The organism is Falsiroseomonas selenitidurans (assembly GCF_012103215.1).
GTDB lineage: Bacteria > Pseudomonadota > Alphaproteobacteria > Acetobacterales > Acetobacteraceae > Falsiroseomonas > Falsiroseomonas selenitidurans.
Genome location: NZ_JAAVNE010000031.1, coordinates 37,111 through 62,518 on the forward strand (window position 1 = coordinate 37,111; position 25,408 = coordinate 62,518).

23 protein-coding genes and 1 tRNA gene are annotated in these 25,408 nt (G+C 73.6%); 15 read left to right on the forward strand and 9 right to left on the reverse strand.

The window, feature by feature from the left end:
* The first annotated feature begins 5 nt into the window (after positions 1-5).
* From HEQ75_RS17935 to HEQ75_RS17995, 13 genes are all read left to right on the forward strand, one after another.
* Complete coding sequence (locus tag HEQ75_RS17935) at positions 6-848, forward strand: NAD-dependent epimerase/dehydratase family protein (protein ID WP_168033198.1); 843 nt, start codon at positions 6-8, stop codon at positions 846-848.
* Complete coding sequence (locus tag HEQ75_RS17940; RefSeq protein WP_168033200.1) at positions 845-1,687, forward strand: aldose epimerase family protein; 843 nt, start codon at positions 845-847, stop codon at positions 1,685-1,687. Before HEQ75_RS17935 ends, HEQ75_RS17940 begins: the two co-directional genes overlap by 4 nt.
* A gap of 50 nt (positions 1,688-1,737) precedes the next feature.
* Positions 1,738-2,886 (forward strand): FAD-dependent oxidoreductase, encoded by a 1,149-nt coding sequence (locus HEQ75_RS17945; RefSeq protein WP_168033202.1) that lies wholly within the window; start codon positions 1,738-1,740, stop codon positions 2,884-2,886.
* Positions 2,883-4,514, forward strand: coding sequence for an acyl-CoA dehydrogenase (locus HEQ75_RS17950; RefSeq protein ID WP_168033204.1), 1,632 nt, complete (start codon positions 2,883-2,885; stop codon positions 4,512-4,514). Before HEQ75_RS17945 ends, HEQ75_RS17950 begins: the two co-directional genes overlap by 4 nt.
* 66 nt (positions 4,515-4,580) lie before the next feature.
* Positions 4,581-6,194, forward strand: coding sequence for a phytoene desaturase family protein (locus HEQ75_RS17955; protein WP_168033206.1), 1,614 nt, complete (start codon positions 4,581-4,583; stop codon positions 6,192-6,194).
* Between the two features lie 102 nt (positions 6,195-6,296).
* Positions 6,297-7,883 (forward strand): phytoene desaturase family protein, encoded by a 1,587-nt coding sequence (locus HEQ75_RS17960; RefSeq protein ID WP_168033208.1) that lies wholly within the window; start codon positions 6,297-6,299, stop codon positions 7,881-7,883.
* Between the two features lie 7 nt (positions 7,884-7,890).
* The gene (locus tag HEQ75_RS17965; RefSeq protein ID WP_235961897.1) at positions 7,891-8,721 is read left to right on the forward strand and encodes a lysophospholipid acyltransferase family protein; all 831 of its coding nucleotides are present in this window, start codon (positions 7,891-7,893) and stop codon (positions 8,719-8,721) included.
* Positions 8,721-9,821: a glycosyltransferase gene (locus tag HEQ75_RS17970; protein ID WP_168033251.1), complete on the forward strand. Its 1,101-nt coding sequence runs from the start codon at positions 8,721-8,723 to the stop codon at positions 9,819-9,821. The genes HEQ75_RS17965 and HEQ75_RS17970 overlap by 1 nt, the downstream gene beginning before the upstream one ends.
* Positions 9,822-9,854: 33 nt before the next feature.
* Complete coding sequence (locus tag HEQ75_RS17975) at positions 9,855-11,453, forward strand: squalene/phytoene synthase family protein (protein WP_168033210.1); 1,599 nt, start codon at positions 9,855-9,857, stop codon at positions 11,451-11,453.
* Positions 11,450-12,685, forward strand: coding sequence for a hydroxysqualene dehydroxylase (locus HEQ75_RS17980; protein WP_168033212.1), 1,236 nt, complete (start codon positions 11,450-11,452; stop codon positions 12,683-12,685). Before HEQ75_RS17975 ends, HEQ75_RS17980 begins: the two co-directional genes overlap by 4 nt.
* On the forward strand, positions 12,682-14,022 hold the full coding sequence (locus HEQ75_RS17985; protein WP_168033214.1) for an aldehyde dehydrogenase family protein: 1,341 nt from the start codon (positions 12,682-12,684) through the stop codon (positions 14,020-14,022). Before HEQ75_RS17980 ends, HEQ75_RS17985 begins: the two co-directional genes overlap by 4 nt.
* Positions 14,023-14,040: 18 nt before the next feature.
* Positions 14,041-14,679 (forward strand): GNAT family N-acetyltransferase, encoded by a 639-nt coding sequence (locus tag HEQ75_RS17990; protein WP_168033216.1) that lies wholly within the window; start codon positions 14,041-14,043, stop codon positions 14,677-14,679.
* A 264-nt stretch (positions 14,680-14,943) separates the two neighbouring features.
* Positions 14,944-15,028: transfer RNA gene (locus HEQ75_RS17995), tRNA-Leu, on the forward strand.
* A gap of 78 nt (positions 15,029-15,106) precedes the next feature.
* Here HEQ75_RS17995 and HEQ75_RS18000 read toward each other — a convergent pair.
* The 6 genes from HEQ75_RS18000 to HEQ75_RS18025 all read right to left on the reverse strand — a co-directional run bounded on the left by HEQ75_RS18000 (position 15,107) and on the right by HEQ75_RS18025 (position 20,207).
* Entirely contained in the window at positions 15,107-16,036 is a 930-nt protein-coding gene (locus HEQ75_RS18000; RefSeq protein WP_168033218.1) for an SAM-dependent methyltransferase, read from the reverse strand.
* Positions 16,033-16,395 (reverse strand): DUF423 domain-containing protein, encoded by a 363-nt coding sequence (locus HEQ75_RS18005; protein ID WP_168033220.1) that lies wholly within the window; start codon positions 16,393-16,395, stop codon positions 16,033-16,035. Before HEQ75_RS18005 ends, HEQ75_RS18000 begins: the two co-directional genes overlap by 4 nt.
* 9 nt (positions 16,396-16,404) lie before the next feature.
* Positions 16,405-17,130: an endonuclease V gene (locus HEQ75_RS18010; RefSeq protein WP_168033222.1), complete on the reverse strand. Its 726-nt coding sequence runs from the start codon at positions 17,128-17,130 to the stop codon at positions 16,405-16,407.
* 78 nt (positions 17,131-17,208) lie between these two features.
* Positions 17,209-18,423 carry a hypothetical protein gene (locus tag HEQ75_RS18015; RefSeq protein ID WP_168033224.1) on the reverse strand — a complete coding sequence of 405 codons (1,215 nt, stop codon included), beginning with the start codon at positions 18,421-18,423 and terminating at the stop codon, positions 17,209-17,211.
* Positions 18,420-19,379 (reverse strand): metal ABC transporter solute-binding protein, Zn/Mn family, encoded by a 960-nt coding sequence (locus tag HEQ75_RS18020; RefSeq protein ID WP_168033233.1) that lies wholly within the window; start codon positions 19,377-19,379, stop codon positions 18,420-18,422. Before HEQ75_RS18020 ends, HEQ75_RS18015 begins: the two co-directional genes overlap by 4 nt.
* Positions 19,380-19,454: 75 nt before the next feature.
* Positions 19,455-20,207 (reverse strand): hypothetical protein, encoded by a 753-nt coding sequence (locus HEQ75_RS18025; RefSeq protein ID WP_235961899.1) that lies wholly within the window; start codon positions 20,205-20,207, stop codon positions 19,455-19,457.
* A 148-nt stretch (positions 20,208-20,355) separates the two neighbouring features.
* On the opposite strand from HEQ75_RS18025, the gene pip reads away from it, so the two are divergent.
* Complete coding sequence (gene pip / locus HEQ75_RS18030; RefSeq protein WP_168033237.1) at positions 20,356-21,306, forward strand: prolyl aminopeptidase; 951 nt, start codon at positions 20,356-20,358, stop codon at positions 21,304-21,306.
* 13 nt (positions 21,307-21,319) lie between these two features.
* On the opposite strand, the gene HEQ75_RS18035 is transcribed toward pip, so the two are convergent.
* Both HEQ75_RS18035 and HEQ75_RS18040 read right to left on the reverse strand, forming a co-directional pair.
* Positions 21,320-21,952, reverse strand: a complete 633-nt coding sequence (locus HEQ75_RS18035; RefSeq protein WP_168033239.1) for an HAD family hydrolase — start codon at positions 21,950-21,952, stop codon at positions 21,320-21,322.
* Positions 21,949-23,628 carry a glycosyltransferase gene (locus HEQ75_RS18040; RefSeq protein WP_168033241.1) on the reverse strand — a complete coding sequence of 560 codons (1,680 nt, stop codon included), beginning with the start codon at positions 23,626-23,628 and terminating at the stop codon, positions 21,949-21,951. The genes HEQ75_RS18035 and HEQ75_RS18040 overlap by 4 nt, the downstream gene beginning before the upstream one ends.
* Before the next feature lie 111 nt (positions 23,629-23,739).
* Between HEQ75_RS18040 and zapE the strand changes: the two genes are divergently transcribed.
* Entirely contained in the window at positions 23,740-24,939 is a 1,200-nt protein-coding gene (zapE, locus tag HEQ75_RS18045) for a cell division protein ZapE (protein ID WP_168033243.1), read from the forward strand.
* Between the two features lie 127 nt (positions 24,940-25,066).
* Here zapE and HEQ75_RS18050 read toward each other — a convergent pair.
* Positions 25,067-25,408 (reverse strand): hypothetical protein (locus tag HEQ75_RS18050; RefSeq protein WP_168033245.1); only part of this gene is annotated, 342 nt, incomplete at its 5' end.

A 25,408-nucleotide genomic window follows, 5' to 3' on the forward strand; every position in this document is an offset into this window, starting at 1 on the left:
TTCCCATGTCCGACACCAAGCCGATCCTGCTGACCGGCGCTTCCGGCAATCTCGGCCGGATGCTGACGAAGGAGCTTTCGGCCGCCGGCCACACGCTGCGGCTGACCGACATCGCCCCCTTCCCGGACCCGCTGCCGCCCGGCGCGCAATTCGTGAAGGCGGACCTGACGGAATCGCTCGCCATCGTCCGCCAGGCGGAGGGCTGCGGCACCATCCTGCATTTCGGCGGCGTGTCGGTGGAACGGCCCTTCGAGGAGGTGGCCGGCCCCAACCTGCACGGGCTCTACCACATCTACGAGGCCGCCCGGATGTTCGGCGCCCGCGTGGTCTTCGCCAGCTCCAACCACTCGATCGGCTTCCACGAACGGCCCCAGGGCAACCAGGGGAAGCTCGACGCGGACTGTGCTTTCCGGCCGGACGGCTATTATGGCCTGTCGAAGGTGTATGGCGAGCTGATGGGCCGGCTGTACTGGGACAAGCACGGGGTGGAGAACGTCAACATCCGCATCGGCTCCTGCTTCCCGAAGCCGATCAACAAGCGGATGCTGGCCACCTGGCTCTCCTACCCCGACCTGGCGCGGTTGATCCTGCGCACCATTGCGGCGGAACGGGTCGGCCATTGCGTGGTCTGGGGTGCCTCGAGGAACCCGGACAGCTTCTGGGCCGAGGACCACCGCGACCGGCTGGGCTGGGCGCCGCAGGACAGCGCCGAGGATTTCCGCGCCGAGGTCGGGCATATCGTCTCCGACGACCCGGTGGAGGAACGCTACCAGGGCGGCGGCTACTGCTCGATCGAATACTCCCGCAAAGGCGGCTTCTCCCCGCGCGACCAGTTCGATCTGGAATGATCGCGCTGGCCGCCGGCGACTGGACCGCCCAGCTGCTGGAGGACCAGGGCGCGGCGCTGGGCGCGCTGGCCTGGCGCGGGCAGGACATCGTCGCGCCGGTGCCGCCCGGCGGGCATCCGAACCTTGGCTTCCACAGCGCCTTCCTCATGGCGCCCTGGACGAACCGGCTGGCGGAAGGGCGGATCACCGTCGGCGGCCAGGCCTACCGCATGCCGATCAACCGGCCGGCGGAAGGCCATGCGCTGCACGGCTTCGTCCGGGAACAGGCCTGGACCGTCGGCTCGGTGGCGGGGGATGCGGCGGTGCTGTCCTGCACCGTGGACCATGCGCCCTTCCGCTGCACCGCGCGGCTGCGCGTCGCCCTGGCGCCGGCGGGGCTGCATCTGGCGCTGGAACTGACCAATGACGGCGCGGTGCCGACGCCGATGGGCATCGGCTGGCATCCCTTCCTCACCCGCCCCGCTGGCACCCGGCTGCGCTTCGCGGCCACGACCATCTTCGGCCGGGATGCCCGCAACCTGGCGATCGGGCCGCGCCCCTTCGCCGGGATGGCGGGCGGCGATGCGGTGCTGGACGGGCTGGACACCCACTTCGCCGGCTGGGACGGGGTGGCGGAGATGTCGCGCCCCGGCGGGCCGGACCTCCGCCTGGCCGCCACCGGGGATTGGGCGCGCAACCTGCAGGTCTTTGCCCCGCGCGGTGGCGGGGTTATCTGCGTCGAGCCGGTGAGCCACGCGCCGGATGCGGTGAACCGGCCGGCCATCGCCGCGCATGGCCCGATGCTGCCGCTGGCGCCGGGGGCTTCGCTGCATGGTTCGGTGACCTTGCTATTGGGTTAGGGCGCGAACCCCTCTCCCCAAGTGGCGACGCAACGGGCAAGACTGGCGGGATGAAAAGCGCGCTGGTGCTCGGTGGTGGTGTCATGGGCCTCACGGCCGCCTGGGCGCTGGCACGCGCCGGCTGGTCCGTGCGGCTGCTCGACCAGGATGCGCTGCCGAATGAGCGCGGCAGCTCCGTCGACGACCACCGGCTGATCCGCCACGCCTATGGCGCCGCGCGGGGCTACATGCGGATGATCGACCCCGCCTATGCCGCCTGGCGCCTGCTGTTCGCGGAAGCCGGGGAGGATCTGCATGTGCCGACCGGCGTGCTGGCCCTGGCCAATGCGCAGGGCGGCTGGCTGGCGGAAAGCCGCGCCGCGCTGCGGGCGGATGGCCATGCGCTGGCCGAACTGGAGGCGGCCGCGGTGGCCGCCCGCTACCCCTTCCTGCGGCCGGACGGCATCGCCCAGGCCTTCCACATGGCCTCCGGCGGGGTTCTGCTGGCGCGGCGCATCGTGCAAGCGCTGCTGGCGGTGCTGGCCGCGCGCGGGATCGCCCCGATCCGTGCCCGCGCCCGCGCGGTGGACCCCCGCCAGGGCTGGCTGGAGACGGCGGAGGGAGACCGGCTTTCGGCCGACCTGCTGGTGGTCGCCGCCGGTCCCTGGGCGCCGCGGCTGCTACCGGCCCTCGCCCCGCAGGTGCGGCCGACCCGGCAGATCCTGGTCCGCCTGGCCCCGCCGCCGGACTACCGGGCCGGCTGGCAGGCGGCGCCCATGCTGCTGGATCTGGCGGAGGATGGCGGCTTCTACGCCGTGCCGCCGGTGGCCGGCACGCCATTGAAGATCGGCGACCACCGCTTCGCCCCGGCGGGCGACCCGGAGGACCCGCGCCAGGCGACGGCGGCGGAGGCGGAGGAGATCCTGGCCTTCGCCCGGCCCCGGCTGCGTGACCTGCACCGCTACCAGGTGCTTTCGGCCGCCGCCTGCTACTATGATGTGGAGCCGGCGGAACGCTTCGTCCTGCAGCGGCAGGGCCGGGGTTTCGTGCTGTCCGGCTTTTCCGGCCACGGTTTCAAATTCGCCCCTCTGCTCGGCCTCGCCCTGGCGCGCGCGGCCACCGACCCCACCCTCTGCGACAGCCTCGCCGGCTGGGCCGCCGGCCAGGCGCCGCCCGTGCCGGGCCTGCTGGCCGATCTCGAACAGGAAATTCCCGCATGAGCCTGCCGACCGCCGCCGAGGATCTGGTGCTCGGCCTGACCGGGGTGATCGGCCTGCCGGCCCTGACGGAGGCTGCCGGCGCGCCCCTGGCGGCGGAGGACATCGCCGCCCTGGTCGAGGAAGCCGCCCGCTTCACCGCGGAGAAGATGGCCCCGCACTGGCAGGAAGCCGACCGCCACGGCGCCACCTACGCCAATGGCACGGTGACGGTGCCGCCGCACTACCGCGCGCTGATGCAGGACTGGATCGACAGCGGCTGGCAGGGCGTTGCCGCCCCGGTGGAACATGGCGGGCAGGGCCTGCCGCACGCGCTGTGGATCGCGGTGACGGAACTCGCCTCGGCGGCCGACATGGCCTTTTTCCTCGGCCCTGTCCTGACCGCCGGCGCCATCGACCTGCTGGTCGGCCACGCCACGCCGGACCAGTCCGCGCGCTGGCTGCCGCAGCTGGTCTCCGGCAGCTGGACCGGGACGATGTGCCTGACGGAGCCGCAGGCGGGCTCCGACCTGGCCGCCCTGCGCTGCCGGGCGGAACCGCTGGGGGAGGGCCGCTACGCGCTGCACGGCCAGAAGATCTATATCACCTGGGGCGAGCATGACCTGACGGAGAACATCCTGCACCTGGTGCTGGCCCGGCTGCCCGGCGCGCCGGAAGGCTCGCGCGGCATTTCCCTGTTTGCCGCGCCGCGCCTTCTGCCGGATGGAAGCCGCAACGCGCTGCGCTGCGGCGGCATCGAACGCAAGCTGGGCATCCATGCCTCCCCCACCTGCGTCATGCTGTTCGAGGGGGCTGAGGCGGAGCTGGTGGGCGAACCGGGGCGCGGGCTGAACGCGATGTTCGCCATGATGAACGCGGCGCGGCTGGCGGTCGGCGTGCAGGGCGTGGGGCAGGGCGCGCGGGCGTTGGCGCTGGCGGAAGCCTATGCGACGCAGCGGGTGCAGAATGGCCGGCCCATCGCGCGTCACGCCGATGTGGCGCGGATGCTGGCGGAAATGCGCGCCATCACCCTCGCCGGGCGGCTGCTGGCGCTGGAGGCCGCCGCGGCGCTGGACCGTCATCACCTGCTGGGCGAGGAGGCCGGGGCCACGCGCCTGGCGCTGCTGACCCCCATCGTCAAGGCCTGGTGCACGGACCGGGGGGTGGAGACCGCCAGCCAGGGCATCCAGGTGCATGGCGGCATGGGCTTCGTGGAGGATACCGGCGCGGCGCAGATCCTGCGCGATGCCCGCATCGCGCCGATCTACGAGGGCACCAACGGCATCCAGGCGATCGACCTGCTGGTGCGCAAGCTGGGCCGGGACGAGGCCGCGGCGATGCACGCCCTGCTGGCGGAGGTCGCGGCCACCGATCCGCGCCTGGCCGCCACCTGTGCGCGGGTGGGGGAGGCGACCGCCACGCTGCTGGCGCTGCAGGCGCGGGACCCGGAGACGGCGCAGTCACTGGCCGCGCCCTACCTCGATGCCTGCGGCTGGCTGCTGGGCGGCTGGATGCTGGTGCGCGCCGCCACCGCCAGCCCGGACCGCGCCGCCCTGGCCGGCTTCTACCTGGCCCGGCTGCTGCCGCGGGCCGAGGCAAGGTGCCAGGAGATCGCCCAGGGGGCGCTGCTTCCGCTGCCGGCATCCCCCTAACCGGCTGCAAGAGCGTTAAGCGCCTCTTGCAGCCTCGCGCGACGGACGCATCTGCAACCGACCGACATGACCGCTCCCCTGTCCTCCCCCGCCCTTCACCGCCCCCGTCCCAAGGTTGCCGTCATCGGCGCCGGGCCGGGCGGCCTTGCCGCAGCCATGCTGCTTGCCGCCTCGGGCGCCCGGGTGACGGTGTATGAGAAGGATTCCGTGGTGGGGGGGCGCACCCGCACCCTGACCTCGCCGGAAGGCTACAGCTTCGACCTGGGACCGACCTTCTTCCTCTATCCGCGCATCCTGAAGGAGATCTTCAGCCGCTGCGGTGCGGAACTGGAGTCGGAGGTGGATCTGCGGCGGCTGGAGCCGCAGTATCGGCTGATCTTCGAGCAGGGCAGCCCGGATGCCGGCAACCCGCCGACCCGGATCGACGCCAGCGCCGACATGGCGCGGATGGAGGCTGAGATCGCCCGCATCAGCCCGGAGGATGCGCGCGGCCTGCGCCCCTTCATGGCGGAAAACCGCGCCAAGCTGGAAGCCTTCCGCCCGGTGCTGGAACGCGCCTTCTCCACCGCCGCCGACATGGTGCGGCCGGACATGTTGAAGGCGCTGCCGCTGATGAAGCCCTGGTCCACCGTGGACCGGGACCTGGCGCGGCACTTCAAGGACCCGCGCGTCCGCCTCGCCTTTTCCTTCCAGACCAAATACCTGGGCATGAGCCCGTTCAAATGCCCGGCGCTGTTCACCATCCTGTCCTTCCTGGAATATGAGCACGGCGTCTTCCACCCGATCGGTGGCTGCGGCGCGGTGTCGGACGCCATGGCGCGGGTGGCGCAGCGGCTGGGGGCGGAAATCCGGCTGGACACGCCGGTGGAGGGCATCGCCTTCGAGGGAAGGCGTGCCCGCGGCGTGGATGTGGGCGGCCGGGTCCAGGATGCCGAGGCCGTGGTGGTGAATGCGGATTTCGCGCACGCCATCCCGAAGCTGATCCCGGACCACCTGCGCAAGCGCGGATGGACCGACCGGAAGATCGGCAAGGCGAAGTATTCCTGCTCCACCTTCATGCTCTACCTGGGGCTGGACAAGGAACTTCCTGGGGTGGCGCACCACAACGTCATCCTCTCGGAACAGTATCGGGAGAATATCGGCCAGATTGAGCGCGGCGAGATCCCGGAGATCCCCTCGCTGTACGTGCAGCATGCCGGCGCCACCGATCCCACCCTGGCGCCCGCCGGCCATACCGCGCTGTATGTGCTGGTGCCGGCGCCCAACCTGATCGTGCGGCCGGACTGGTCGGCGCATTGCGCCCGGTTCCGGGAGATCGCGCTGGACCGGCTGAAGGTGCTGGGCCATGGCGACCTGCGGCCCCACATCCGCTACGAGCGGATCGTCGCGCCGCCGGACTGGGAGAGTGATTTCGGCGTCGGCTTCGGCGCCACCTTCAACCTCTCCCACGAATTGCCGCAGATGCTGCTGTTCCGCCCCGGCAACCGGTTCCGGGAGGTGGAGGGGGTGTATCTGGTGGGCGGCGGCACCCACCCCGGCAGCGGCCTGCCGGTGATCTACGAGGGCGCGCGGATCACCACCGGGCTGCTGGCGAAGGATCTCGGCCTGTCCGGCGCGCCGAGCCGGCCGACCGCCGAGAGCGGTTTCCGCGCAGCGACGCCGGTGGCGGCGGAGTCCTGATCCAGGCCGCTGCCTGAGGCTGGGCGCGCGGGGGAAGGCGGCAGGTCCCGCCCGGCGCGCCTGGCGGACTATGCTAGGATCGAGGGAGGGAGGAACGCAGGCATGGCAGACCGGGTGGTTGTGGTGGGTGCCGGCCTCGGCGGCCTGGCGGCGGCCTGCGTCGCCGCGGCGCGCGGGCACAAGGTGACGCTGCTGGACAAGAACCCCTGGCTGGGCGGCAAGGCGGCGGTGCTGACGCTGGACGCGCCGGACGGCTCCGGCGCCTTCCGCTTCGACATGGGCCCCACCATCCTGACCGTGCCGCGCGTGCTGCGCCGCATCTATGCGGAGGCGGGGCGCGACCAGGCACGGGAGTTGCCGCTGATCCGGCTGGACCCGCAATGGCGCTGCTTCTTCGAGGATGGCACGCGGATCGACCTGATGGCCGATGTCGCCACCATGCAGGCCGAGATCGAGAGATTCGCCCCCGGCCGCGGCCTCGGCGAGGGCTACCGCAGGTTCCAGGAGGAAAGCCGTCACCTCCATGGTGTGTCGGAGAAATTCTTCTTCTGGCGGCCGGTCGAGGGGGTGACGGACACCATCGACATGAAGGCCAACCTGAACCCCGGCACCATCCGGGACGTGCTGTCCCTGAAGATGGGCCAGACGGCGGCCAAGGTGATCCGCGGCCATGTGCCGGATGCGCGGCTGGCGCAGATGCTGGACCACTACTGCCAGTATATCGGCTCCTCCCCCTATCTGGCGCCGGCGGTGGTCTGTTCGATCGGCGACATGCAGGCCAGCGAGGGCGTCTGGTACCCGGTGGGCGGCACCCGCGCGGTGGCGGAGGGCCTGGCGAAGCTGGCCGGTGAGCTGGGCGTGGAACTGCGCCCCGGTTCGGAGGTGACGGGCTTCGACATCGAGGCCGGCGCCATCCGGGGCGTGCGGGTGGGCAGCGAGACCATCGCCTGCGATGCCGTGATTTCCAACATGGACGCCGTGCGCACCTACACGGAGCTGGTCGGCGGCGAGCCCGGGCGGAAATACAGGAAGAAGAACTTCGAGCCGGCGTGCTCCGGCGTGGTGCTCTATCTCGGCCTGAAGAAGCGCTACGACCATCTGGCGCATCACTGCTTCGTCTTCTCCCGCGATGCGGAGGAGGAGTTCGACGCGATCTACAAGAAGGGCGAGCCGGCGCCGGACCCGACGGCCTATCTGGCCGCGACCTCCTGCTCCGACGACACCACGGCGCCGGCGGGCGGGGAGGCGCTGTATGTGCTGGTGCACACCCCGCATCTGCGGCCGCACCACGACTGGTCGGCGATGTTCCCGAAGTACCGCCAGACGATCCTGGACAAGCTGAAGCGCACGGCCGGGATGGAGGATATCGAGGAGCGGATCGTGGTGGAGGGCAGGCTGACGCCGGTCGACATCCACGAGCGCTACCGGGTGCTGGACGGCGCCATCTACGGGCTGGCCAGCCATGGCAGCTTCACCGGCGCCTTCAAGCCGGGCAACCGGTCCAGGATGGTGAAGGGCCTGTACCTGTGCGGCGGCGCCGCGCATCCCGGGCCGGGCATGCCGATGGTGATGATGTCCGGCTGGATCGCGGCGGATGCGCTGGACCGCGACCGCGGCGGCCGCGGCATGTCGGACTCGGCGCGCGAGGCCGGGCGGCGGGAGGCGGAGCTGGCCGCCGCGGCGGAGTAGCCGTGCCATGAACGCCATGCCGCCGGCGCCGCGACGCGAGGACGGCGCGGGGCCGATCGCGCTGTACGACCCGGGGCGCATGGCGTTCTTCCACTACATGTTCGGCCGCTTCTTCCGCACCCACATGCGGGCGGCGCGGGTGGCGCGTTGGGGCGTGCCGGGGGCCTATGGCGACCGGCCGCTGGTGGTTTTCGCCAACCATCCCGGCTGGTGGGACGGCGTCGCCTTCATGCTGCTGTCCCAGCGCCTGTTCCCGGGGCGGCGCATGTTCATCCCGATGGATGCCGCGGCGCTGTCCCGCTACCGCTTCATGACGCGCATCGGCGTCTTCGGCGTGGAACATGGCAGCCCGCGCGGCGCCGTCGCCTTCCTGCGCACCGCGCGGCAGGTGCTGGCCGCGCCGGACCGCATGCTGTGGATGAACGCCCCCGGCCGCTTCAGCGATGTGCGGGAACGCCCGGTGCCCATCGCCCCCGGCATGGCCCGCCTGCCGGAGATGGCGGCGGAGGCAATGTTCGTGCCCCTGGCGCTGGACTACCCCTTCTGGAGCGAGCGCAAGGCGGAAATGCTGTGCGCCTTCGGCCCGCCCATCCCCGCCGCGGAGCTGCTGGCGCAGCGGCGGGAGGCAAGGCTGGCCACGCTTTCCGCCGCGCTCGCCGCCACCATGGACCAGCTGGCCGGGGATGCCATCGCCCGCGACCCGGCGCGGTTCGAGACGCTGCTGCAGGGGCCGGAAGGCATGGGCGGCATCTACCAGCTGTGGCGACGCTTGCGTTCCCTGGCGAAGGGCGAAACATTCGACCCAAGACATGAACAAGGGGCGGGGAAGGGCACGTGATGGACCTCGACTTCACCTGGGCCTGGATCGCCCTGGCGCTGGCCACCTTTCCCGCCACCATGGGGGTGGCGAACCTGATCCTGGTGCGCCCACCGCGTGGCACCCCGCCCGAGGGCGCGCTGGTCTCCATCCTGGTGCCGGCGCGGAACGAGGCGCCGAACATCGCCGCCTGCCTCGATGCCGCCCTGGCCTCCGCGGGCGTGGCGGTGGAGGTGGTGGTGATGGATGACGGTTCCACCGACGCCACGGCGCAGATCGTCGCCGGCTATGCGGCCCGGGATGCGCGGGTGCGGCTGGAAACGGCGCCGCCCCTGCCGGCGGGCTGGACCGGCAAGGTGCATGCCTGCGCCCGGCTGGCGGAAGCGGCACGTGGCACGCATTTCCTGTTCATCGATGCCGATGTGCGGCTGGCGCCGGAGGCTGCGGCGCTGATGGCGGGCCATGCGGCGGCCAGCGGCGCCACCATGGTGACCGGCGTGCCGCGCCAGGCGATCGGCAGCCTGGGCGAGGCGCTGACCGTGCCGATGATCAATTTCCTGCTGTTCTGCTACCTGCCCGGCGGCGGTCGCGCCTTCACCCGCCGGTCCGGCATGGCGGCAGCCTGCGGCCAGCTTCTGCTGGTGGAGCGGGAGGGCTACTTCGCCGCCGGCGGGCATGAGGGGGTGAAGGGCGTGCTGCACGACGCGCTGGCGCTGGCGCGGCGCATGCGCGACCACGGCCTGGCGACGGAGATCGTGGAAGGCGCCGGCCTGGCCACCTGCCGGATGTATGACGGCTTCCGGCAGAGCTGGGCCGGCTTCATCAAGAATGCGCGGGAAGGCATGGCGACGCCGGTCGGCCTGCCGATCTGGACCGTCATGCTCGCCGGCGCGCATCTCTGGCCCTTCGTCTTCCTGCCGCGCAGCGCCGCGATCCTGGCGCTGGCGCTGGGCTTCGCGCTGCGGGCGGCGGTGACGCTGCGGGTGCGGGAGCCGTGGTGGACCATCCCGCTGCACCCGGCGACGGTGGCCGTGGCGCTGGCCATCCAATGGGCGGCGCTGGTGCGCGGCCTGCTGGGCAAGCCGGCCGGCTGGAAGGGTCGGGCCTATGAGCCCGTGTGACGGCGGCGCCCGGTCGCGGGCTTCGGGCTGAGCATGGACGGCGCGGATCTCGCGGCGGGTCCGCCGAGCCGGACGGAGACGGGGGAGAACTTCCCCGTCGCCTCCCGCCTGCTGCCGCCGCCGCTGCGCCCGCTGGTGCTGGCCTTCTACCGCTTCGCCCGGCAGGCGGACGACATCGCCGATGCCCCCGGCCTGGCGCCGGCCGAGAAGCTGGCCCGGCTGGCGGCGATGGAGGCGCTGCTGGACCGGCCGGACGGCCCGCTGGCCGCCACCGGCACGGCGGAGGCGCGACGCCTGCTGTCCGCCTTCCGCCAGGATTCGGTGCAGGACCGCTACCCGGACTGGGCGGCGCTGGAGGATTACTGCGCCCGTTCCGCCGCCCCTGTCGGCCGGATGCTGCTGCGCCTGCACGGGGAGGACGCAGCGGGCGCGGCCCGCGCCTCGGATGCGCTCTGCGCCGCCTTGCAGGTGCTGAACCATCTGCAGGACCTGGTGCCGGACCGCCAGGCACTCGGCCGCGTCTACCTGCCGACCACCTGGATGGCGCTGGCAGGCGGAGAGGACGGCTTCTTCGCAGCCCAGAGCCCCGCCCGCCGCGCCGTGCTGGATGCGGCGCTGGACCGGGTGGAGGCGATGCTGGAACAGGCGGCGCCGCTGCCCCGCCTGCTGCGCAGCCGGCTGCGCCGGCAGGCGCAGGTGACGCTCGACCTCGGCTGGCGGCTGCTCGCACGGCTGCGGGCGGCGGATCCGGTGGCCGGGCGGGTGGCGCTGCGCCGCGCCGATTTCGCCGCCGCCTTCGCCGGCCTGGCCCGCGCCCCGCGCAGCGACGCCCAGGTGGTGCGCGCCCGTGTCGCCCGCGCCGGCAGCAGCTTCGGCCGCGGCATGGCGGTGCTGAAGGGCGACCGGCTGCGGGCGTTGCATGCCGTCTATGGCTTCTGCCGCGCGGTGGATGACATCGCCGATGGCGCGATGCCGGAGGCCGAGAAGCGCCGCTTCCTGGCGCAATGGCGCGCCCGGCTGGCGGCACCGGATTGCGCGCTGTCCGCCGAACTGGCCTGGGCGCGCGCCGCCTTCGGGCTGCCGGAGGCGGAATGCGCGGCGATGATCGACGGCATGGAGACGGACGCGACGCCCGGGTTGCGCCTGGCCGACGAGGCGGCGCTGGATCTCTACTGCCGGCGCGTCGCCGGGAGCGTCGGCGTGCTGGCCGTGCGCATCTTCGGCGCGCCGGGGGCGGTGGATTTCGGCCTGGCGCTGGGCCGCACCTTCCAGCTGGTGAACATCCTGCGCGACGTGGACGAGGATGCGCGGATCGACCGCGTCTATGTGCCGGAGACCCTGCGCGCCCGGCATGGCGTGGCGGGCGGCACGGCTGCCGAGATCGTCGCCCATCCCGGCTTCGCCGCCTGTTGCGAGGATCTGGCGGCGCGCGCCGCTGCCGGCTTCGAACGGGCGGAGCGGGCATTGCGGGCGCTGGATGCGCGGGCGATGAAGCCGGCGCGGGTGATGATGTGGGGCTACCACCGCCTGCTGCACCGCATGCTGGCCAACGGCTTCGCCCATCCGCGCCGCCGGGCGCGGCTGCGGCGGGGGGAGAAGCTGCAGATGGCGGCGCGGGCGCTGCTGCCATGACAGTGCATGTGGTGGGTGCCGGCGTGGCCGGGCTGGCGGCGGCGCTGGCCTTGGTGCGCGGCGGGCGGCGGGTGGCCTTGCACGAGGCCGCGCCGGTGGCCGGCGGCCGTGCCCGCGCCCTGCCGGATGGCACCGACAATGGCACGCACGCCCTGCTCGGCGCCAACCGCGCCGCGCTGCGCTTCCTGGGCCAGATCGGCGCGCGGGAGGGGTGGGTGGAGCCGGAGCCGGCCGGCCTGCCGGTGCTGGACCTGGAGACCGGGACGGCGCGGCGCGTGGCATTGTCGCCGCTCGGCTGGGGGGATGCGAACCGGCGGCCGGAAGGGGTGACGCTGGGCAGCCTGCTGGCGCTGCTGCGCCTCGCCCTGCCGGGGCCGGATCGCAGCGTCGCCGCCGCCTTTGCCGGCCATCCGCGGCTGCTGCGCGCGCTGGTGGAGCCGCTGACCGTCGCCGCGCTGAACACGCCGGTGGCGGAAGCCTCCGCCCGGCTGCTGGGCGCGGTGCTGCGGCGGCTTGGCGGGCGCGGCGCGGCGCGGCTGTTCGTGGCGCGGCAGGGGCTGGGGCCGGATCTGGTGGCGCCGGCCCTGGCGACGCTGGCCTGCCACGGCGCCAATCTGCGCACCGGCAGCCGCCTGCGCAGCGTGACGCAGGAAGCCGGCCGCGCCACGGCGCTTGATTTCGGCGAGGCGGTGCTGGTGCTGGGGCCGGAGGATGCGGTGGTGCTGGCGGTGCCGCCCTGGGAAGCGGCGCGGCTGCTGCCTGGCCTGCCGGTGCCGCAGCGCCACGCGCCGATCCTCAACCTGCATTTCGAGCGGGTGGAGGAAGGCCCGGTGCGCTTCATCGGCCTGCTGGGCGGGCTGGCGCAATGGGTGCTGGTGCGGCCCGGCGGCGTTTCCGTCACCGTCAGCGCGGCGGATGCGGCGGTGGGGCTGACGGATGCGGCGGCCGCGGCGCGGATCTGGCCGGAACTGCGCCAGGCGGCGCTGCGCTTCGGCCTGCCGGGGCCCTGGCCGGAAGCGCCGCCGCCGGCGCGCGCGGTGCGGGAGCGCCGCGCCACGCCACGCCATGGGCTGAACCCGCCGCCCCCGCCGCCGCGCCGGCCGCTGGCGAACCTGGTGCTGGCCGGCGACTGGACCATGCCGATGCTGCCGGCGACGCTGGAATCCGCCGTGCGGTCCGGCGAGGCCGCCGCCGCCGCCCTTTCTCGCGCCTCGCGCCCCGTGCCGGCGTGAGCCCGGCGGAGGCACTTGCCCGGCTGCGCGCGGCGGAGGCGCGGGACGGCAGGCTGGATCTCGACCGGCGCCGCGCGCTGCTGGCCCGGCTGGCGGCGGTGCTGCTGGACCGGGCGGAGGATTTCGCCAGCGCGCTGGATGCCGATTATGGCGGCCGGTCGCGGCTGGAGACCCTGCTGGCGGATGTGTTGTGCACCGTCGATGCCGCGCGCCATGCCCGCCGCCACCTGAAATCCTGGGCCAGGCCGCGCCGCGTCGCCGTGCCCTATCCCTTCTGGCCCGCCCGGGCGTGGGAGGAGCCGGTGCCGAAGGGCATCATCGGCATCATGGCGCCCTGGAACTACCCGGTGCAGCTGGCCCTGGTGCCGGTGGTGGATGCGCTGGCGGCCGGCAACCGCGTGGCGGTGAAACCCTCGGAGGCCGTGCCGCGGACGGCGGCGCTGATCGGCGCGGTGCTGGAGCAGGCGCTGGGGCCGGACATCGCCGCGACGGTGCTGGGCGGGCCGGCGGTGGCGGCGGATTTCGCCGCGCAGCGCTGGGACCATCTGGTGTTCACCGGCGGCACCGAGACCGGCCGCAAGGTGGCGGCGGCCGCGGCGCGGAACCTGGTACCGGTGACGCTGGAACTCGGCGGCAAATGCCCGGCCCTGGTGCTGCCGGGCGCCGACCTAGCGGCGGCGGCGCGCAACATCCTGGCCGGCAAGGCGGTGAATGCGGGGCAGACCTGCATCGCGCCGGACACGGTGCTGCTGGTGGGCCATGCCATGGCGGATTTCCACGCCGCCTGCCGCGCCAGCGGCATCGCCCAGGCCGAATCGGGCCTCGGCCATGCTGCCCAGGCGGCGCGGATGCAGCGACTGGCGCAGGGCGCGGCGCTGCTGCCGCTGGGCCCGGCCGGCGACCCGCGCAGCCTGACCCTGGCCCAGCCGCCCGAAGGCCATCCCCTGCTGGCGGAGGAGGTCTTTGGCCCCCTGCTGCCCGTGCAACCGTTGCGCGATCTGGCGGAGGCCATTGCCTGGGTCGCCGCGCGCCCGCCGCCCCTCGCGATCTACCTCTTCGGGGCGACGCGGGCGGAGGAATCGGCGGTGGCCGCCGGCACCCGCTCCGGCGCCGTGGTCAGCGGCCGCGCCGTTGAATACGCCGCCTTTCCGGATCTCGGCTTCGGCGGCGTCGGTGCCTCCGGACAGGGGCGGTATCATGGGCGGGCGGGATTTGTTTCGCTTTCTGATATCCGTTCACGAGTTAGGCACGGGGGGTGGAGTCTTTCGCGTCTCTTTGATCTTCCAAGAAAAAGACTCGCCCCTCGGTTGATCGATACACTGGTAAGGAAGCGTTAACGGTGGCACTCTCGATGCATGAACGCATCGGGCGAAGCATGTCGGGAGGTTTACACGCGGCGGCTGTGCCTGCGCCTGCCCTGGCCCGAGGATGCGGCGGCCCTGGCGGCGATGATGGGCCCTTCCATCAGCGCCCGCCTCGCCTCCTGGCCGGTGCATCTGGCGCCCGGCGCGGCGGCGCAGCGGCTGGCGGATGCGCGGGCGGCGGCGCTGGCCGGGCTGGCCCTGCCGATGGTCATTACCCGCCGCAGCAATGGTCAGGTGCTGGGCTGGGTCAGCGCAACCCGTGCCGAGGCCGACCGCAACCGGGCCGTGCTGACCTATTGGCTCGGCGACGAATTCCACGGCGAGGGGCTGATGCGTGAGGCCGCCCCCGCCGCCCTGTCCGCCGCCTTCGCGGTGCTCGGTGTCAGCGAGGTGCGGGCCGCGGTGCAGACCGACAACCTGGCCTCCCGCGCCGTGCTGCGCGGCCTTGGCATGCGCCCGCTCGGCCTCGGCCGCATCTGGTGCGCGGCGCGGGGGCGGGAGGAGCAGTGCGAGTGGTGGAGCGTGCTGCGCCCGATCGAGGCGGCGCTGCCGCAGACCGATGTCGTGGCGGCCCTGCAGCTGGATCCGCCCCTGCACCAGCCCGCCGGGCTGGACGCCGCCACCCCCTGAGACCCGCGGCCGGCGGCCGTTGCGGGCCGCTGAAACGGGCATGGGCCGACCGAGGCGGCGCTGAAGGCGACCCTCGCCATCCGATGCGGCCTTGCCGGGATCCGGCCGTGCCCGATCGCTTCCACTGGGCGCCGGCGCCGGGCATAAGGGCGCAGGCCCTGTCCAGGCTGGAGCACGCGCGGCAATTCGTGCTCAAGAATTCAGTGAATCTGGAGCAGGACATGCGGTCGGATGATTCCATCCGAACGCCTGTTGCCCCAGGCGGCGGGCGTGCCGGAACGGTAGACGGAAGGGTCTTAAAAACCCTCGGCCCTTGGCCATGCGGGTTCGATCCCCGCCGCCCGCACCAATCCTTCGGGGCCTCCGACCCCGCGCGCCGCTTCGTCTTCGGCCGCCGGCGCGGCCGCCATGGCCGGTGGCGCCGCGGTCAGCCGGCCGGGCTTGACGGGGCGGCGAGGCGGGCGAACATCAGCTCATGCTTGTTGTGGGTGCCGTGGAACAGCACGGCGCCAGGGATCGCGGCGAAGGCCGCCGCCGTCTCGTGGTCGGTCTCGCCCTGGAATTTCAGCGTGCAGACGATATTGCGCGCGGCGTCCGCCGCGATCCAGCGCTGCACCAGCGCCAGCAGCCGCGCCGGGTAGCAGATCACGTCGCTGAACAGCCAGTCCACCGGCGGCTCCGCCCGCGGGTCCAGGCCGAAGGCGCTTTCCTGGCGCAGCGATACGCCGGGCATCGCCGCCACCGCGGCATCCAGCGGCGCCTTGTCCACCGCCACCACCCGCGCACCCAGTTTCGCCAGCGCCCAGGTCCAGCCCCCCGGGGCGGCGCCGAGGTCGAGGCAGGTCTCGCCCGGGCCGGGGTGGCGACCCAGCCGGATCAGCGCCTCCCAAAGCTTGAGATAGGCGCGGGAGGGTGGGCCCGCCCGATCCTCCACGAAGGCGACGGCGCCGTTGACGAAGGGGCTGGTCTTGGTCGGGCTGGCCAGCAGAAGGTCCGGCGCCAGCAGCGTCCAGCCGCCGAGATGCCCGGCGGGCGCCGCCTCCGGAAACACCAGCGGCCGGGCCTTCACCGGCGGCAGGCGTTCGGCGATCAGCGCGCTGCGGCGGTGATGCGCGGCGGCATGGCCGGACCAGTTGCGCTGGATGGCGCGCAGCGCATCCGCCGCCTGCTTCACCGAGGCGACCGGGATTTCCCGCGGCGCGGTCCACACATCCAGCGCCCAGGCAGCGGGGAAGGGCGTGTCCGGGGACAGTGCCAGCAGCCCGTGCCAGGCCGTGATCCGACGGCCGGCGCGGGTCAGTTCCTCCGCCAGTTCCGCCGTGAAGCCTTCCGCCGCCAGGTAGGCGCTGGCGATCATGTCTCGGGGGCGAGCGCCGCGGCGACGGCCAGCAGCCCCCAGCCGATGAGCAGCAGCGTGCCGCCCAGCGGCGTGACCGGGCCGAGCGAGGTCTCCGTCAGCACCCGGACATAGACGCCGCCGCAGAAGCCCAGCGTGCCGAGCGCGAAGCCGAGCCCGGCCAGGGTCGGCAGCGGGCCCCGCCGCCGCTCCGCCAGGAAGCCGACACCGATCAGCGCCAGCGCGTGCCAGGCCTGCAGGGAAGCGCCGGTCTGCGCCAGCGCGGCGGTCTCCGGCGGCAGCCCATGGCTGGCATAGGCGGCCATCGCCACCGCCACCAGGCCCGACAGGGCGCCAAGAACCATCCAGATCCGTGCCATGCGCCGCATCTACCCCGCGCCGGCCTGTGCCGCCAGACGCAGCCGGCCGGCGGCGCGGTGCGCCAGCCGCGTCGGTTCCGGCAGCCGGCCCCCGCGCAGGGCCGCCTGCACCAGGCGCAGCGCGGTGGGCAGGGAGACGCGATGGCCGATGGAGACATAGACCGGGTTCGCGCCGCGCCGCGTGCGCAGCGCCACCCCCAGCACGCGGCCCTGCCAGACCAGCGGCGCCTGCGCCCCGGGCTCCGGCCCCAGCGGCGCCGCGACGTCCCCCACCAGGATGGATTTGGCGACGCCGATCGTGGGCCGGTCCAGCACCACGCCCAGGTGGCAGGCGACGCCGAGGCCCTTCGGATGCGCCAGGCCGTGGCCGTCCACCAGGATCAGGTCTGGCTTCACGGGCAGGGCCTGGAAGGCCTCGACCAGGGCCGGGACCTCGCGGAATCCCAGCAGGCCGGGGATGTAGGGCAGGCCGCCCCGCCTCGTGGCGCCGGCCTCCGCCAGGGGTGCCAGGCTGGCCGCGTCCAGCGTCACCATGGCGGCATGCACGGTGCGCGTCGGGTCGAAGCGCAGGGTGCTGACATCGGCGCCGCCCAGGACGCGCACTGCGCCCAGCGCATCCTCCGCCACCACCCGCGCCGCCAGCGCCGGTTGCAGGCGCCGTGCCTCGGCGGCGGTGGCGGGCTCTGCCGGGCCGGTCGGAAGGCCAGCCGCCAGGGCCGAGGGTGGGCGCGGCATGTTCCGGTCTTCCGTCGGTGGCGGCATCCTGCCCTGCTGGCGAGGGCGGGAGAAGGGCGGCGCGCCGCTCGCGGCCCTCTACAGCCCGCGCCAGCCGATCCGCAGCAGCAGGGCGTGGGCGGTGCCGAGCCCGCCCTCCTCCTCCCGCGCATGGCGGCTGTACTGGTAGCCAGCATCGATGGTGAAGTTGTGCGGCAGGTCGGTGCCGATCGAGGCTTCCAGGTGGTTCTCGGTCGGCAGGGTCTCGACGCTGCGCTTGCGCTGGTCCCGCTGCCAGGCCAGCGTACCGCGCCAGGCGCCGATGCGGTGCTGCACGCCCAGCGTGGTGAAGCTGCGGCGTTCGCGGATGCCGGTCTCCAGCAGGGTCTCGACCTCCGCGCCGGTGTCCGGGTCGAAGCCCAGCAGGGTGATCTCGGTGCGCGGGCGGGCCGCGGCATTGCGAAACTGCACGCCCTCGGCGAAGAACAGGGTGCGTTGGCTGGCCGACCAGCGCTGCTCGTGGCGCAGCGCGGCGGTGTAGCCCCATTCCCGGGCCGTGCCGTCATCCCCGGCGCCGCGGGTCAGCAGGCCCAGATGGTAGGACAGGCCCGGCGCCCAGGCGAAGCCGTCGCCATCCAGCGCCAGCACGGCATTGTCCGCCTGCCCGGTATTGCCCGGCCCGCCCTGCGCACGGGTGTTGCGGTTGAAGCGCTCATAGGCCTCGTCGCAGCAGCGCCGGCGCGTCGCCAGGGTGGAGGACAGGAAGCTCCGGTCCAGGGTGAAGACCGCCAGCGACAGGTCATGCTCGCCCAGATCGGGGTCGGCGAGCATGGTGCGGGTGGCGCTGATGCCGAGGCTGTCGGTGATGGCGTTCACCTCATGCGCGCGGATGCGGGTGAGGATGCCGGGGAAGTCGTGATGGCCCCGCCCGAAGGGCGCCACGAAGCGGCCGGCCTGCAGCACGGTGTCCGCATCCGGTCGCCAGTCCAGGGCCAGCACCTCCAGGAAGGCGGATTGCCGGCGGAAGAGGGTGGTGCCGCCATCGGGCGCGCCGCCCAGCGCATCGCCCTCGCCGATCGGCTCGAAGGCCAGGACCCCCTGGAGGAAGAAGCCCGGCGCCAGGTGCAGCCCGGCGGCCAGTTCGCCATAGAGGTAGGCGCTGGTGCCGCGCCGCGCCGGGTCCGTCGCGCGGGTGGTGCCGACGGCATACAGGCCGATATCGACCTCCTGCGCCAGATGCGGGCGGAAGCCGGAATCCTGCGCGGCGGCGGCGAACGGAAGAAGCGCCGCCAGGGCGAGGAGGGCGCGCCTCATGCCTGCCCGCGCATCGCCGGGACCAGCAGGCCGACATTGTGGCGGAACATCGCCTCGTAGCTGGGGGCCGGCCCGCCGGGGGCGGAGAGCGCATCGGCATAAAGCCGGCCGCGGACCGTCACGCCGGCTTCCTCCGCCAGGCGCGTCAGCGTGGCGGGGTTGGCCATGTTCTCCAGGAAGACGGCGGTGAGGCCCTCCGCCCGGATCTGGCGGATCAGCACGGCGACGTCGGCGGCACTCGGCTCCGCCTCGGTGGAGACGCCCTGCGGGGCCAGGAAGGTGACGCCATAGGCGGCGGCGAAATAGCCGAAGGCGTCGTGGCTGGTGACCACCTTGCGGCGGGCTTCCGGCACGGTGGCGATCTGCGCCCGCACCCAGCCATCCAGCGCGGCGAGGCGGGTGGTGGCGGCTTCCGCCCTGGCGGCGAAGGCGCCGGCGTGGGCCGGGATGGCGGCGGAAAGTGCCGCGGCGATGGTCCGCAGATACTGCGCACCGTGGCGCAGATCCTGCCAGGCATGCGGGTCCGGCACCTGGCGGGGGCCGACGGCATGGCCGCGGCGGCGGCCGGCGCCGCCATGGTCGTGGGCATGCGCGTGGCCGTGGCCGTGCGCATCCTCCATCGTCAGCGGCGCGATGCCGTCCGTCGCCGTCAGCACGGCGCCGCGATGGCCGGCGGCGCGCAGCATGCGGTCGATCCAGGCATCGAAGCCGAGGCCATTGCGCACCACCAGCGCCGCGCCGCGCAGGGCCTGCGCGTCGGAGGGGCGGGGCGCGAAGCCGTGCGCATCCACATCCGGCCCGGCGATGACGCGCAGCCGCACGAGGTCGCCGGCCACCTGCGCCACCAGGTCGCCGAGGATGGAGAAGCTGGCGACCACCAGAGGCGGCTGCGCGGTCTGGGCGCGCGCCAGGCTGGGCAGCAGGGCCGGCAGGGCGAGCAGGGAGCGCCGAAGCATGGGGAGGGTCCGTGGTATGTTATACTATAACAATACCCACCCAGGCGAAGGGCCGCAAGCCCTTCGACCCGCGCCCTACCTGCCGCCGAGCCAGCGCCGCAGCTTCGCCCAGATGCCTTCGCCCCGCTGCGCGATACGCTGATGCGTCACATGCGGCCGGCGGGAGGGTGGCGGCAGGGCAGAGGCGACGGTGTGCCGCCCGGTATCCTGCGCCTCGATCAGCCGTTGTTCGAGCGACACCACCTGGGCCACGGCTTCCGGCGGTTCCGTCCGGGCCAGGGCCTCGGCGGTGGCGGCGGCATCGCCCCAGGCTTCGGCCCGGCGCAGCGCATCGATGATGCGCACTGTCTGTTCCGCATCCAGCGCCGGGCCGCCGCGCCACAGCGCCACCGCATCCAGCCGCCAGGCGCGGGCAAGGTCCGGCCGACCGAGGTCATCCGCCACCCAGGCGGCGTGCAGCGTTGCTTCCGCCGCCGCATGCAGCGCGCCCGTCTCCTCCAGCACCAGGGCCCAGGCCAGGAAGCGCCGGGCCAGGGGGGGCGTGCCGGATTCCGCCAGCAGGGCGCGGAAGGGCGCGGCGCGCACCGCCTCGGCGGCCGCCGGATGGGCGCGGGTAATGTCCGGCGCCGCGTAGCCGCAGCCCGGGCATTGCTGCAGCCAACGCGCCATGGAGGAGCGCACCGGCTCCCCCGGGCGGAGGTCCAGGTCCGGCGCCTGTTCGGGCGGGCCGGGGCGAAAGGCGGGATGCCGGCTCTCCGTGCCGCAGACGCCGCAACGCAGCGCGCCGGCAGCGGCGGAACGGGAGCCGGCCGAGGGGGTTTCGGCCATCATCCCAACCTAGGCACGATCCGCGCCGGGGCGAAGGGTCTCGGCGCGCGATTCCGCAGGCTTGCGGTCTGATGGCCCGCCAGCGGAGGCCGATCGGGGTGCGAACCCCCATGGACTCGGGGCCGCCCGCGCCCCTAAAGGTCAGATCATGCCGCGCGGCGACCTTTATCCCGATATCGCCCCCTATGAGACCGGGCTGCTCCCGCTCTCGGCCGGGCACGTCATGTACTGGGAGCAGGTCGGCAATCCGCGCGGCCAGCCGGCGCTGTTCCTGCATGGCGGGCCGGGCGCCGGGGCGGGGGCCATTCATCGCCGCTTCTTCGACCCGCATCACTGGCGCGTGGTGATCTTCGACCAGCGCGGCGCCGGAAGGTCCCGCCCGCTGGGCGACCTGCGGGAGAACACCACCCCACACCTGGTGGCGGATATCGAGACGCTGCGCCGCTTCCTCGGCATCGAGAAATGGCTGCTCTTCGGTGGCTCCTGGGGCTCCACCCTGGCGCTGGCCTATGCCCAGGCGCATCCGGACCGGGTGACGGGCTGCGTGCTGCGCGGCGTCTTCCTGGGCCGGGCGGCGGAGGTGGAGTGGTTCCTCTATGGCCTGCGCCGGGTGTTCCCCGATGCCTGGGCCGCCTTCGCCGAGCATGTGCCGCCGGCCGAGCGCGGCGACCTGCTGAGCGCCTATCTGAAGCGCCTGTGCGACCCGGACCCGCTGGTGCATGGCCCGGCGGCGCGCGCCTGGAGCCTGTACGAGGGCAGCTGCTCCACCCTGCTGCCGAGCCCGGAGACGGTGGCGAGCTTCGCCCAGGACCGCAGCGCGCTGGGGCTGGCGCGGATCGAGGCGCATTACTTCCGCCACGACCTGTTCCTGCCGCCCGAGGGCCTGCTGGGCAACATGGACCGCATCGCCCACATCCCGGCGGAGATCGTGCAGGGCCGCTACGACATGGTCTGCCCCTGCGACACCGCCTTCGACCTGGCCGCCGCCTGGGCCCGCGCCCGGCTGACGATGATCCCGGATGCCGGCCATTCGGCGCTGGAGCCGGGGGTGCGCACGGCGCTGGTCAGCGCGGTGGAGCGGTTTCGCCGGCGGGGCTGAGGGCGGCTCGCGCTCAAGCCAGGTGCGATGCCACCGCCGACAGGTCCCGGACATGCGGCACCGCGGCCGGCAGCCAGGGCGCCGGGCCTTCCGGCAGCAGCGCCACCACCGGCATGCCGGCGGCCAGCGCCGCTTGCACGCCCGGCGCGCTGTCCTCCACCACCAGGCATTGCGCCGGCCTCACGCCCAGGGCTTCCGCGGCGTGCAGGAACAGGCCGGGGTCCGGCTTCCAGGCGCCGACCTCATAGGCGCTGAAGATCCGGCCCTCGAAATGCGGCAGCAGCCCGGTCAGGGTCAGGTTCAACTCGGTCTTGGCGCGCGGCGCGTTGGAGGCGACGCAGAAGGGTAGGCGCAGCGCCTGCACCAGGGCCGTCGCCCCCTGCATCTCCCGCAGCCCGGCGCGCAGCGCCGCCGCGGTGCGGTGGCGCAGCCTGGCCTCGAAATCCGCGGCCAGCGCCCGGCCGAGAAGGGAAGCGGCCTCCGCCATGCTGGTGGCCAGGCGGCGGCCGCGGAAGCCGTGCAGCACTTCCGCCGCGGTCATCGCCAGCCCTTCCTCCGCCAGCGCCTCGGCGAAGGCCAGGGCGCCGATGGTCTCGCTGTCCACCAGCGTGCCGTCGCAGTCGAAGATCACCGCGGCGATGCTCATGCCGCGTCGCGCGCCTGCCGCAGCACATCCACCTTCACCAGCCAGGCCAGCGCCCGGTGCAGCCGTGGCGCGCGGCCCGGCGGCGTGCCGGCCAGCAGCGCGCCGGCGGTGGCGGGGCCGGCCTCCAGCCCTTCCAGCAGCATCTGGAAGGATTCGGTGGAGGGCAGCAATTCGCGCCGCGCGGCGATGCCGGTCACCGCCAGCAGGGCCTGCACGCGGGCCAGCGCCGCCGCCGCATCGGCGAGGCCCGGCGCCAGCACCAGCCGCGTCTCCGGCGCCAGCCGGCCGCTGGGGTAGTCCGCAAACAGCCGGCCCGGGTCGGGCCGGCGCGGCATCGGTTCCTCGCCGCGCAGCGGGGCGGCGCGTTCGCCGCGGCCGGCGCGGCGCAGCGTCGCCTGTTCCGCCCAAAGCGCGTGATACTGCCGCACCACCACGGCCCAGTCATAGCGCGCCAGCGCATCCGCCCGCGCCGCCGCCGCCATCCGGGCGCGCAGCCCGGCATCGCCGATCAGCGCCGCGAAGGCGGCCTCCGCCGCGCCGACATCCACGGCGGTGAACTGGGCGATGCCGCCGATATAGGAATCGTAGCTGTCCATCCCGGTATCGTGCCGCGCCGCCAGATCGTCCATCGGCCCGGCCAGCAGGGTCGGCACGCGGAAGCCGGTGACCCCGTGCCGCACCGTGTCGCGCAGCCCGTCCCAGTCCGTGCCGACCACCGGCAGGCCGGCGGCCAGCGCTTCCACCGGCGCCAGGCCGAAGCTTTCCTGCACGTTGTCGGACAGCAGGGTGAACAGGTCGGCCGCGGCGCGCAGCGTGGTGCCGGTTTCCGGCCGCTCCACCAGGCGGATGGCGAGCCCCGGCGCCAGCGCCTTCGCCATCTCGGTGAAGGCGCGGCGCTGGTGGGCATCGGCGAACCAGCCGGAGAGCAGCAGCACCACCCGGGCGCCCGCCGGCGCCGCCGCGGCGGCCCGTGCCAGGCCGAGGAACATGGGCAGCGGATGCCCCTTGGCGTGGAAGGACAGGCGGCCATGGTGCAGCACCAGGATGTCCTGCGCCGACACGCGCAGCCGCGCTCGCCATTCCGCCCGCGCCGCCGGGTCCGGCGCCAGGGCGGTGGTGTCGACGCCGAGCGGGATCACCGGCAGGGCCGGACCCTCGATGCGCGAGGCGCCGAGCCGCCGCGCCAGGTAGTGCGCCTCGCCCTGGAACAGCCGCCGCACCGCGCCCTGCACGGCGGAGGAGGTGCAGACCAGCGCATCCCAGGGCTGCACCGGCGCCACGAGCAGCCCGGCAATCGCATCCATGGCGCTGGCGGAGGCGATGGTGTGGGTGATGCCGGTGAGGGAGAAGGCCGCCTGCCGCGATTCGCGCCGCCGGCGCCAGGCGAAGCCAGACAGGTCTGGCCCCGGCAACATCAGGCAGCCGGTTTCCGCCAGCCGGGGCAATTCCGCCGCGCCCAGCGTCTCCGCCGGCATGGCGGGATCGAAGCCGGCGACCTGGGCGCGGAAGGCGGCCGCATCGGCCTCGCTGCCGCACAGCGCCACCATCCGGTCGAAGCCGGCATGCCGAACCAGCCCGCCGAGCATGCCCTCCCCGGCGGCGTGGCGGCCCATCAGCTTGGCGCGGCCGGTGTCGAAGCCGTCGGGGGCGTAGTACAGCGTGGCAGTGGTTGGCATGGGCCGGAGGCTGCGGGGCGGCGCCAGTGCCGTCAACCGGTGCCGTCAACCGTGCCGATCGCCGGGCGGGCTGGCGTTGCCCGGGGCGGCGCCAGGCTGTAGGCACCGGGCATGGACGACCGGCCGACAAGCCCCCGCATCAGCACCGGCGCCGGCCCGCTGCCGGCCTATCGCGCCCGGCTGGCCGAAGGCAGCCTGGCGGCCGACCCGGCGCAGGCGCGGGCGGTGGAGGTGCTGCAGGATCTGTGGCGCCGCACCCAGGGCTACGACCCGCATCCGGAACAGCCCGAGAAGGGCGGCTTCTTCGCCCGCTTCACCCGCCGCAAGCCGGTGGCGGCCGAGGAAGCGCCCGCCGGCACGCCGATGGGCCTCTACCTGGTGGGGGAGGTGGGGCGCGGCAAATCCATGCTGATGGACCTGTTCTTCGAAACGGCGGCGGTGACGCGCAAGCGGCGCATCCACTTCCACCAGTTCATGCAGGACGTGCACCGCCGCATCCATGCCTGGAAGCAGCAGCACGGCGCGAGCTTCCCCGCCCGCGACCAGCAGGATGCGGACCCGATTCCGCCGCTGGCGGACGCGATCACGGCGGAAGCCGCGCTGCTGTGCTTCGACGAATTCCAGGTGCACGACATCGCCGATGCGATGATCCTCGGCCGGCTGTTCCAGGCGCTGTTCGCGCGCGGCACGGTGGTGGTCGCCACCTCCAACACCGCGCCGGTGGATCTGTTCAAGGGCCGTCCGGGCCGCGACGCCTTCCTGCCCTTCATCGGCCTGATCAACCGGCGGCTGGAGGTGCTGACGCTGGAGGCGGCGCGGGATTACCGGCGCGACCGGGTCCGCGCCCTGCCCACCTGGCACGTGCCGGCGGATGAGCGGGCGACGCGGGCGCTGGACGCCGCCTTCGAGGAACTGACCGGGGAGAAGCATGGCAAGCCCACCCGCCTGACCCTGCTGGGCCGCACCCTGGAGGTGCCGCAGGCCGCGCGCGGCGTCGCTCGCTTCGACTTCGAGGCGCTCTGCGGCAAGCCCCTGGGCCCGGCGGACTACCTGGCCATCGCCACACATTTCCACAGCCTGCTGCTGGACGGCATTCCCCGGCTGGGCCCGGAGAATTTCGACCGGGCACGGCGATTCATCACACTGGTGGATGCGCTGTACGAGCACCGGGTGAAGCTGCTGGCCAGTGCCGAGGCGGTGCCGGACCGGCTGCATGAAGAAGGCCATAATGCTGCCATGTTCGCGCGGACCGCGAGCCGCCTGAACGAGATGCAAAGCCAGGATTGGCTTGGACTTCCGCACCTCACGTAACATCGTGAAATGCGCGTTGACAGGTCACGGGGCGGTCAGTCTAGTTGTTCGCGTCAGGCCGATTTCGGCCGATGGGGGAGTTTCGCGGCCAGGCCCTTCGCGGGCGCCGTGGATATTCGGGGGAAGATTATCGCATGCGGCTGATCCTGCTCGCTCTGCTGTCGCTGCTTGTCCTGACCCCGGCGCCGGCCGATGCCGCCAGGCGGGATGAGAGAACCCAGCAGGCCAGCACCCGGACCCAGGCCGCCAACACCACCAGCCGGGCCTCCACCCGCGCCACCCCGCGCAGCACGGCCCGGGCCGCCACGCAGGCCACGACACGGAGCGCGGTGCGCACCCCCCCGCGCAGCCCGGCCCGGACCACCACCCGCAGCGCGGTGCGGACCACCGCCCGCAGCGCGGCGCGGACGACCAGCCGCAGCGCGGCGCGGACGACCAGCCGCAGCGCGGCCCGGACCACCAGCCGCAG

Coding starts and splice junctions, on each gene's coding strand:
- HEQ75_RS17980 (WP_168033212.1), top strand. CDS start 11,450: ATGACAGTGCATGTGGTGGGTGCCGGCGTGGCCGGGCTGGCGGCGGCG.
- HEQ75_RS17965 (WP_235961897.1), top strand. CDS start 7,891: ATGAACGCCATGCCGCCGGCGCCGCGACGCGAGGACGGCGCGGGGCCG.
- HEQ75_RS18020 (WP_168033233.1), bottom strand. CDS start 19,379: ATGCTTCGGCGCTCCCTGCTCGCCCTGCCGGCCCTGCTGCCCAGCCTG.
- HEQ75_RS17940 (WP_168033200.1), top strand. CDS start 845: ATGATCGCGCTGGCCGCCGGCGACTGGACCGCCCAGCTGCTGGAGGAC.
- HEQ75_RS17990 (WP_168033216.1), top strand. CDS start 14,041: ATGAACGCATCGGGCGAAGCATGTCGGGAGGTTTACACGCGGCGGCTG.
- HEQ75_RS18015 (WP_168033224.1), bottom strand. CDS start 18,423: ATGAGGCGCGCCCTCCTCGCCCTGGCGGCGCTTCTTCCGTTCGCCGCC.
- HEQ75_RS17950 (WP_168033204.1), top strand. CDS start 2,883: ATGAGCCTGCCGACCGCCGCCGAGGATCTGGTGCTCGGCCTGACCGGG.
- HEQ75_RS18005 (WP_168033220.1), bottom strand. CDS start 16,395: ATGGCACGGATCTGGATGGTTCTTGGCGCCCTGTCGGGCCTGGTGGCG.
- pip (WP_168033237.1), top strand. CDS start 20,356: ATGCCGCGCGGCGACCTTTATCCCGATATCGCCCCCTATGAGACCGGG.
- HEQ75_RS18040 (WP_168033241.1), bottom strand. CDS start 23,628: ATGCCAACCACTGCCACGCTGTACTACGCCCCCGACGGCTTCGACACC.
- HEQ75_RS17935 (WP_168033198.1), top strand. CDS start 6: ATGTCCGACACCAAGCCGATCCTGCTGACCGGCGCTTCCGGCAATCTC.
- HEQ75_RS18035 (WP_168033239.1), bottom strand. CDS start 21,952: ATGAGCATCGCCGCGGTGATCTTCGACTGCGACGGCACGCTGGTGGAC.
- HEQ75_RS17945 (WP_168033202.1), top strand. CDS start 1,738: ATGAAAAGCGCGCTGGTGCTCGGTGGTGGTGTCATGGGCCTCACGGCC.
- HEQ75_RS18010 (WP_168033222.1), bottom strand. CDS start 17,130: ATGCCGCGCCCACCCTCGGCCCTGGCGGCTGGCCTTCCGACCGGCCCG.
- zapE (WP_168033243.1), top strand. CDS start 23,740: ATGGACGACCGGCCGACAAGCCCCCGCATCAGCACCGGCGCCGGCCCG.
- HEQ75_RS17955 (WP_168033206.1), top strand. CDS start 4,581: ATGACCGCTCCCCTGTCCTCCCCCGCCCTTCACCGCCCCCGTCCCAAG.
- HEQ75_RS17975 (WP_168033210.1), top strand. CDS start 9,855: ATGGACGGCGCGGATCTCGCGGCGGGTCCGCCGAGCCGGACGGAGACG.
- HEQ75_RS17960 (WP_168033208.1), top strand. CDS start 6,297: ATGGCAGACCGGGTGGTTGTGGTGGGTGCCGGCCTCGGCGGCCTGGCG.
- HEQ75_RS18025 (WP_235961899.1), bottom strand. CDS start 20,207: ATGGCCGAAACCCCCTCGGCCGGCTCCCGTTCCGCCGCTGCCGGCGCG.
- HEQ75_RS17970 (WP_168033251.1), top strand. CDS start 8,721: ATGGACCTCGACTTCACCTGGGCCTGGATCGCCCTGGCGCTGGCCACC.
- HEQ75_RS18000 (WP_168033218.1), bottom strand. CDS start 16,036: ATGATCGCCAGCGCCTACCTGGCGGCGGAAGGCTTCACGGCGGAACTG.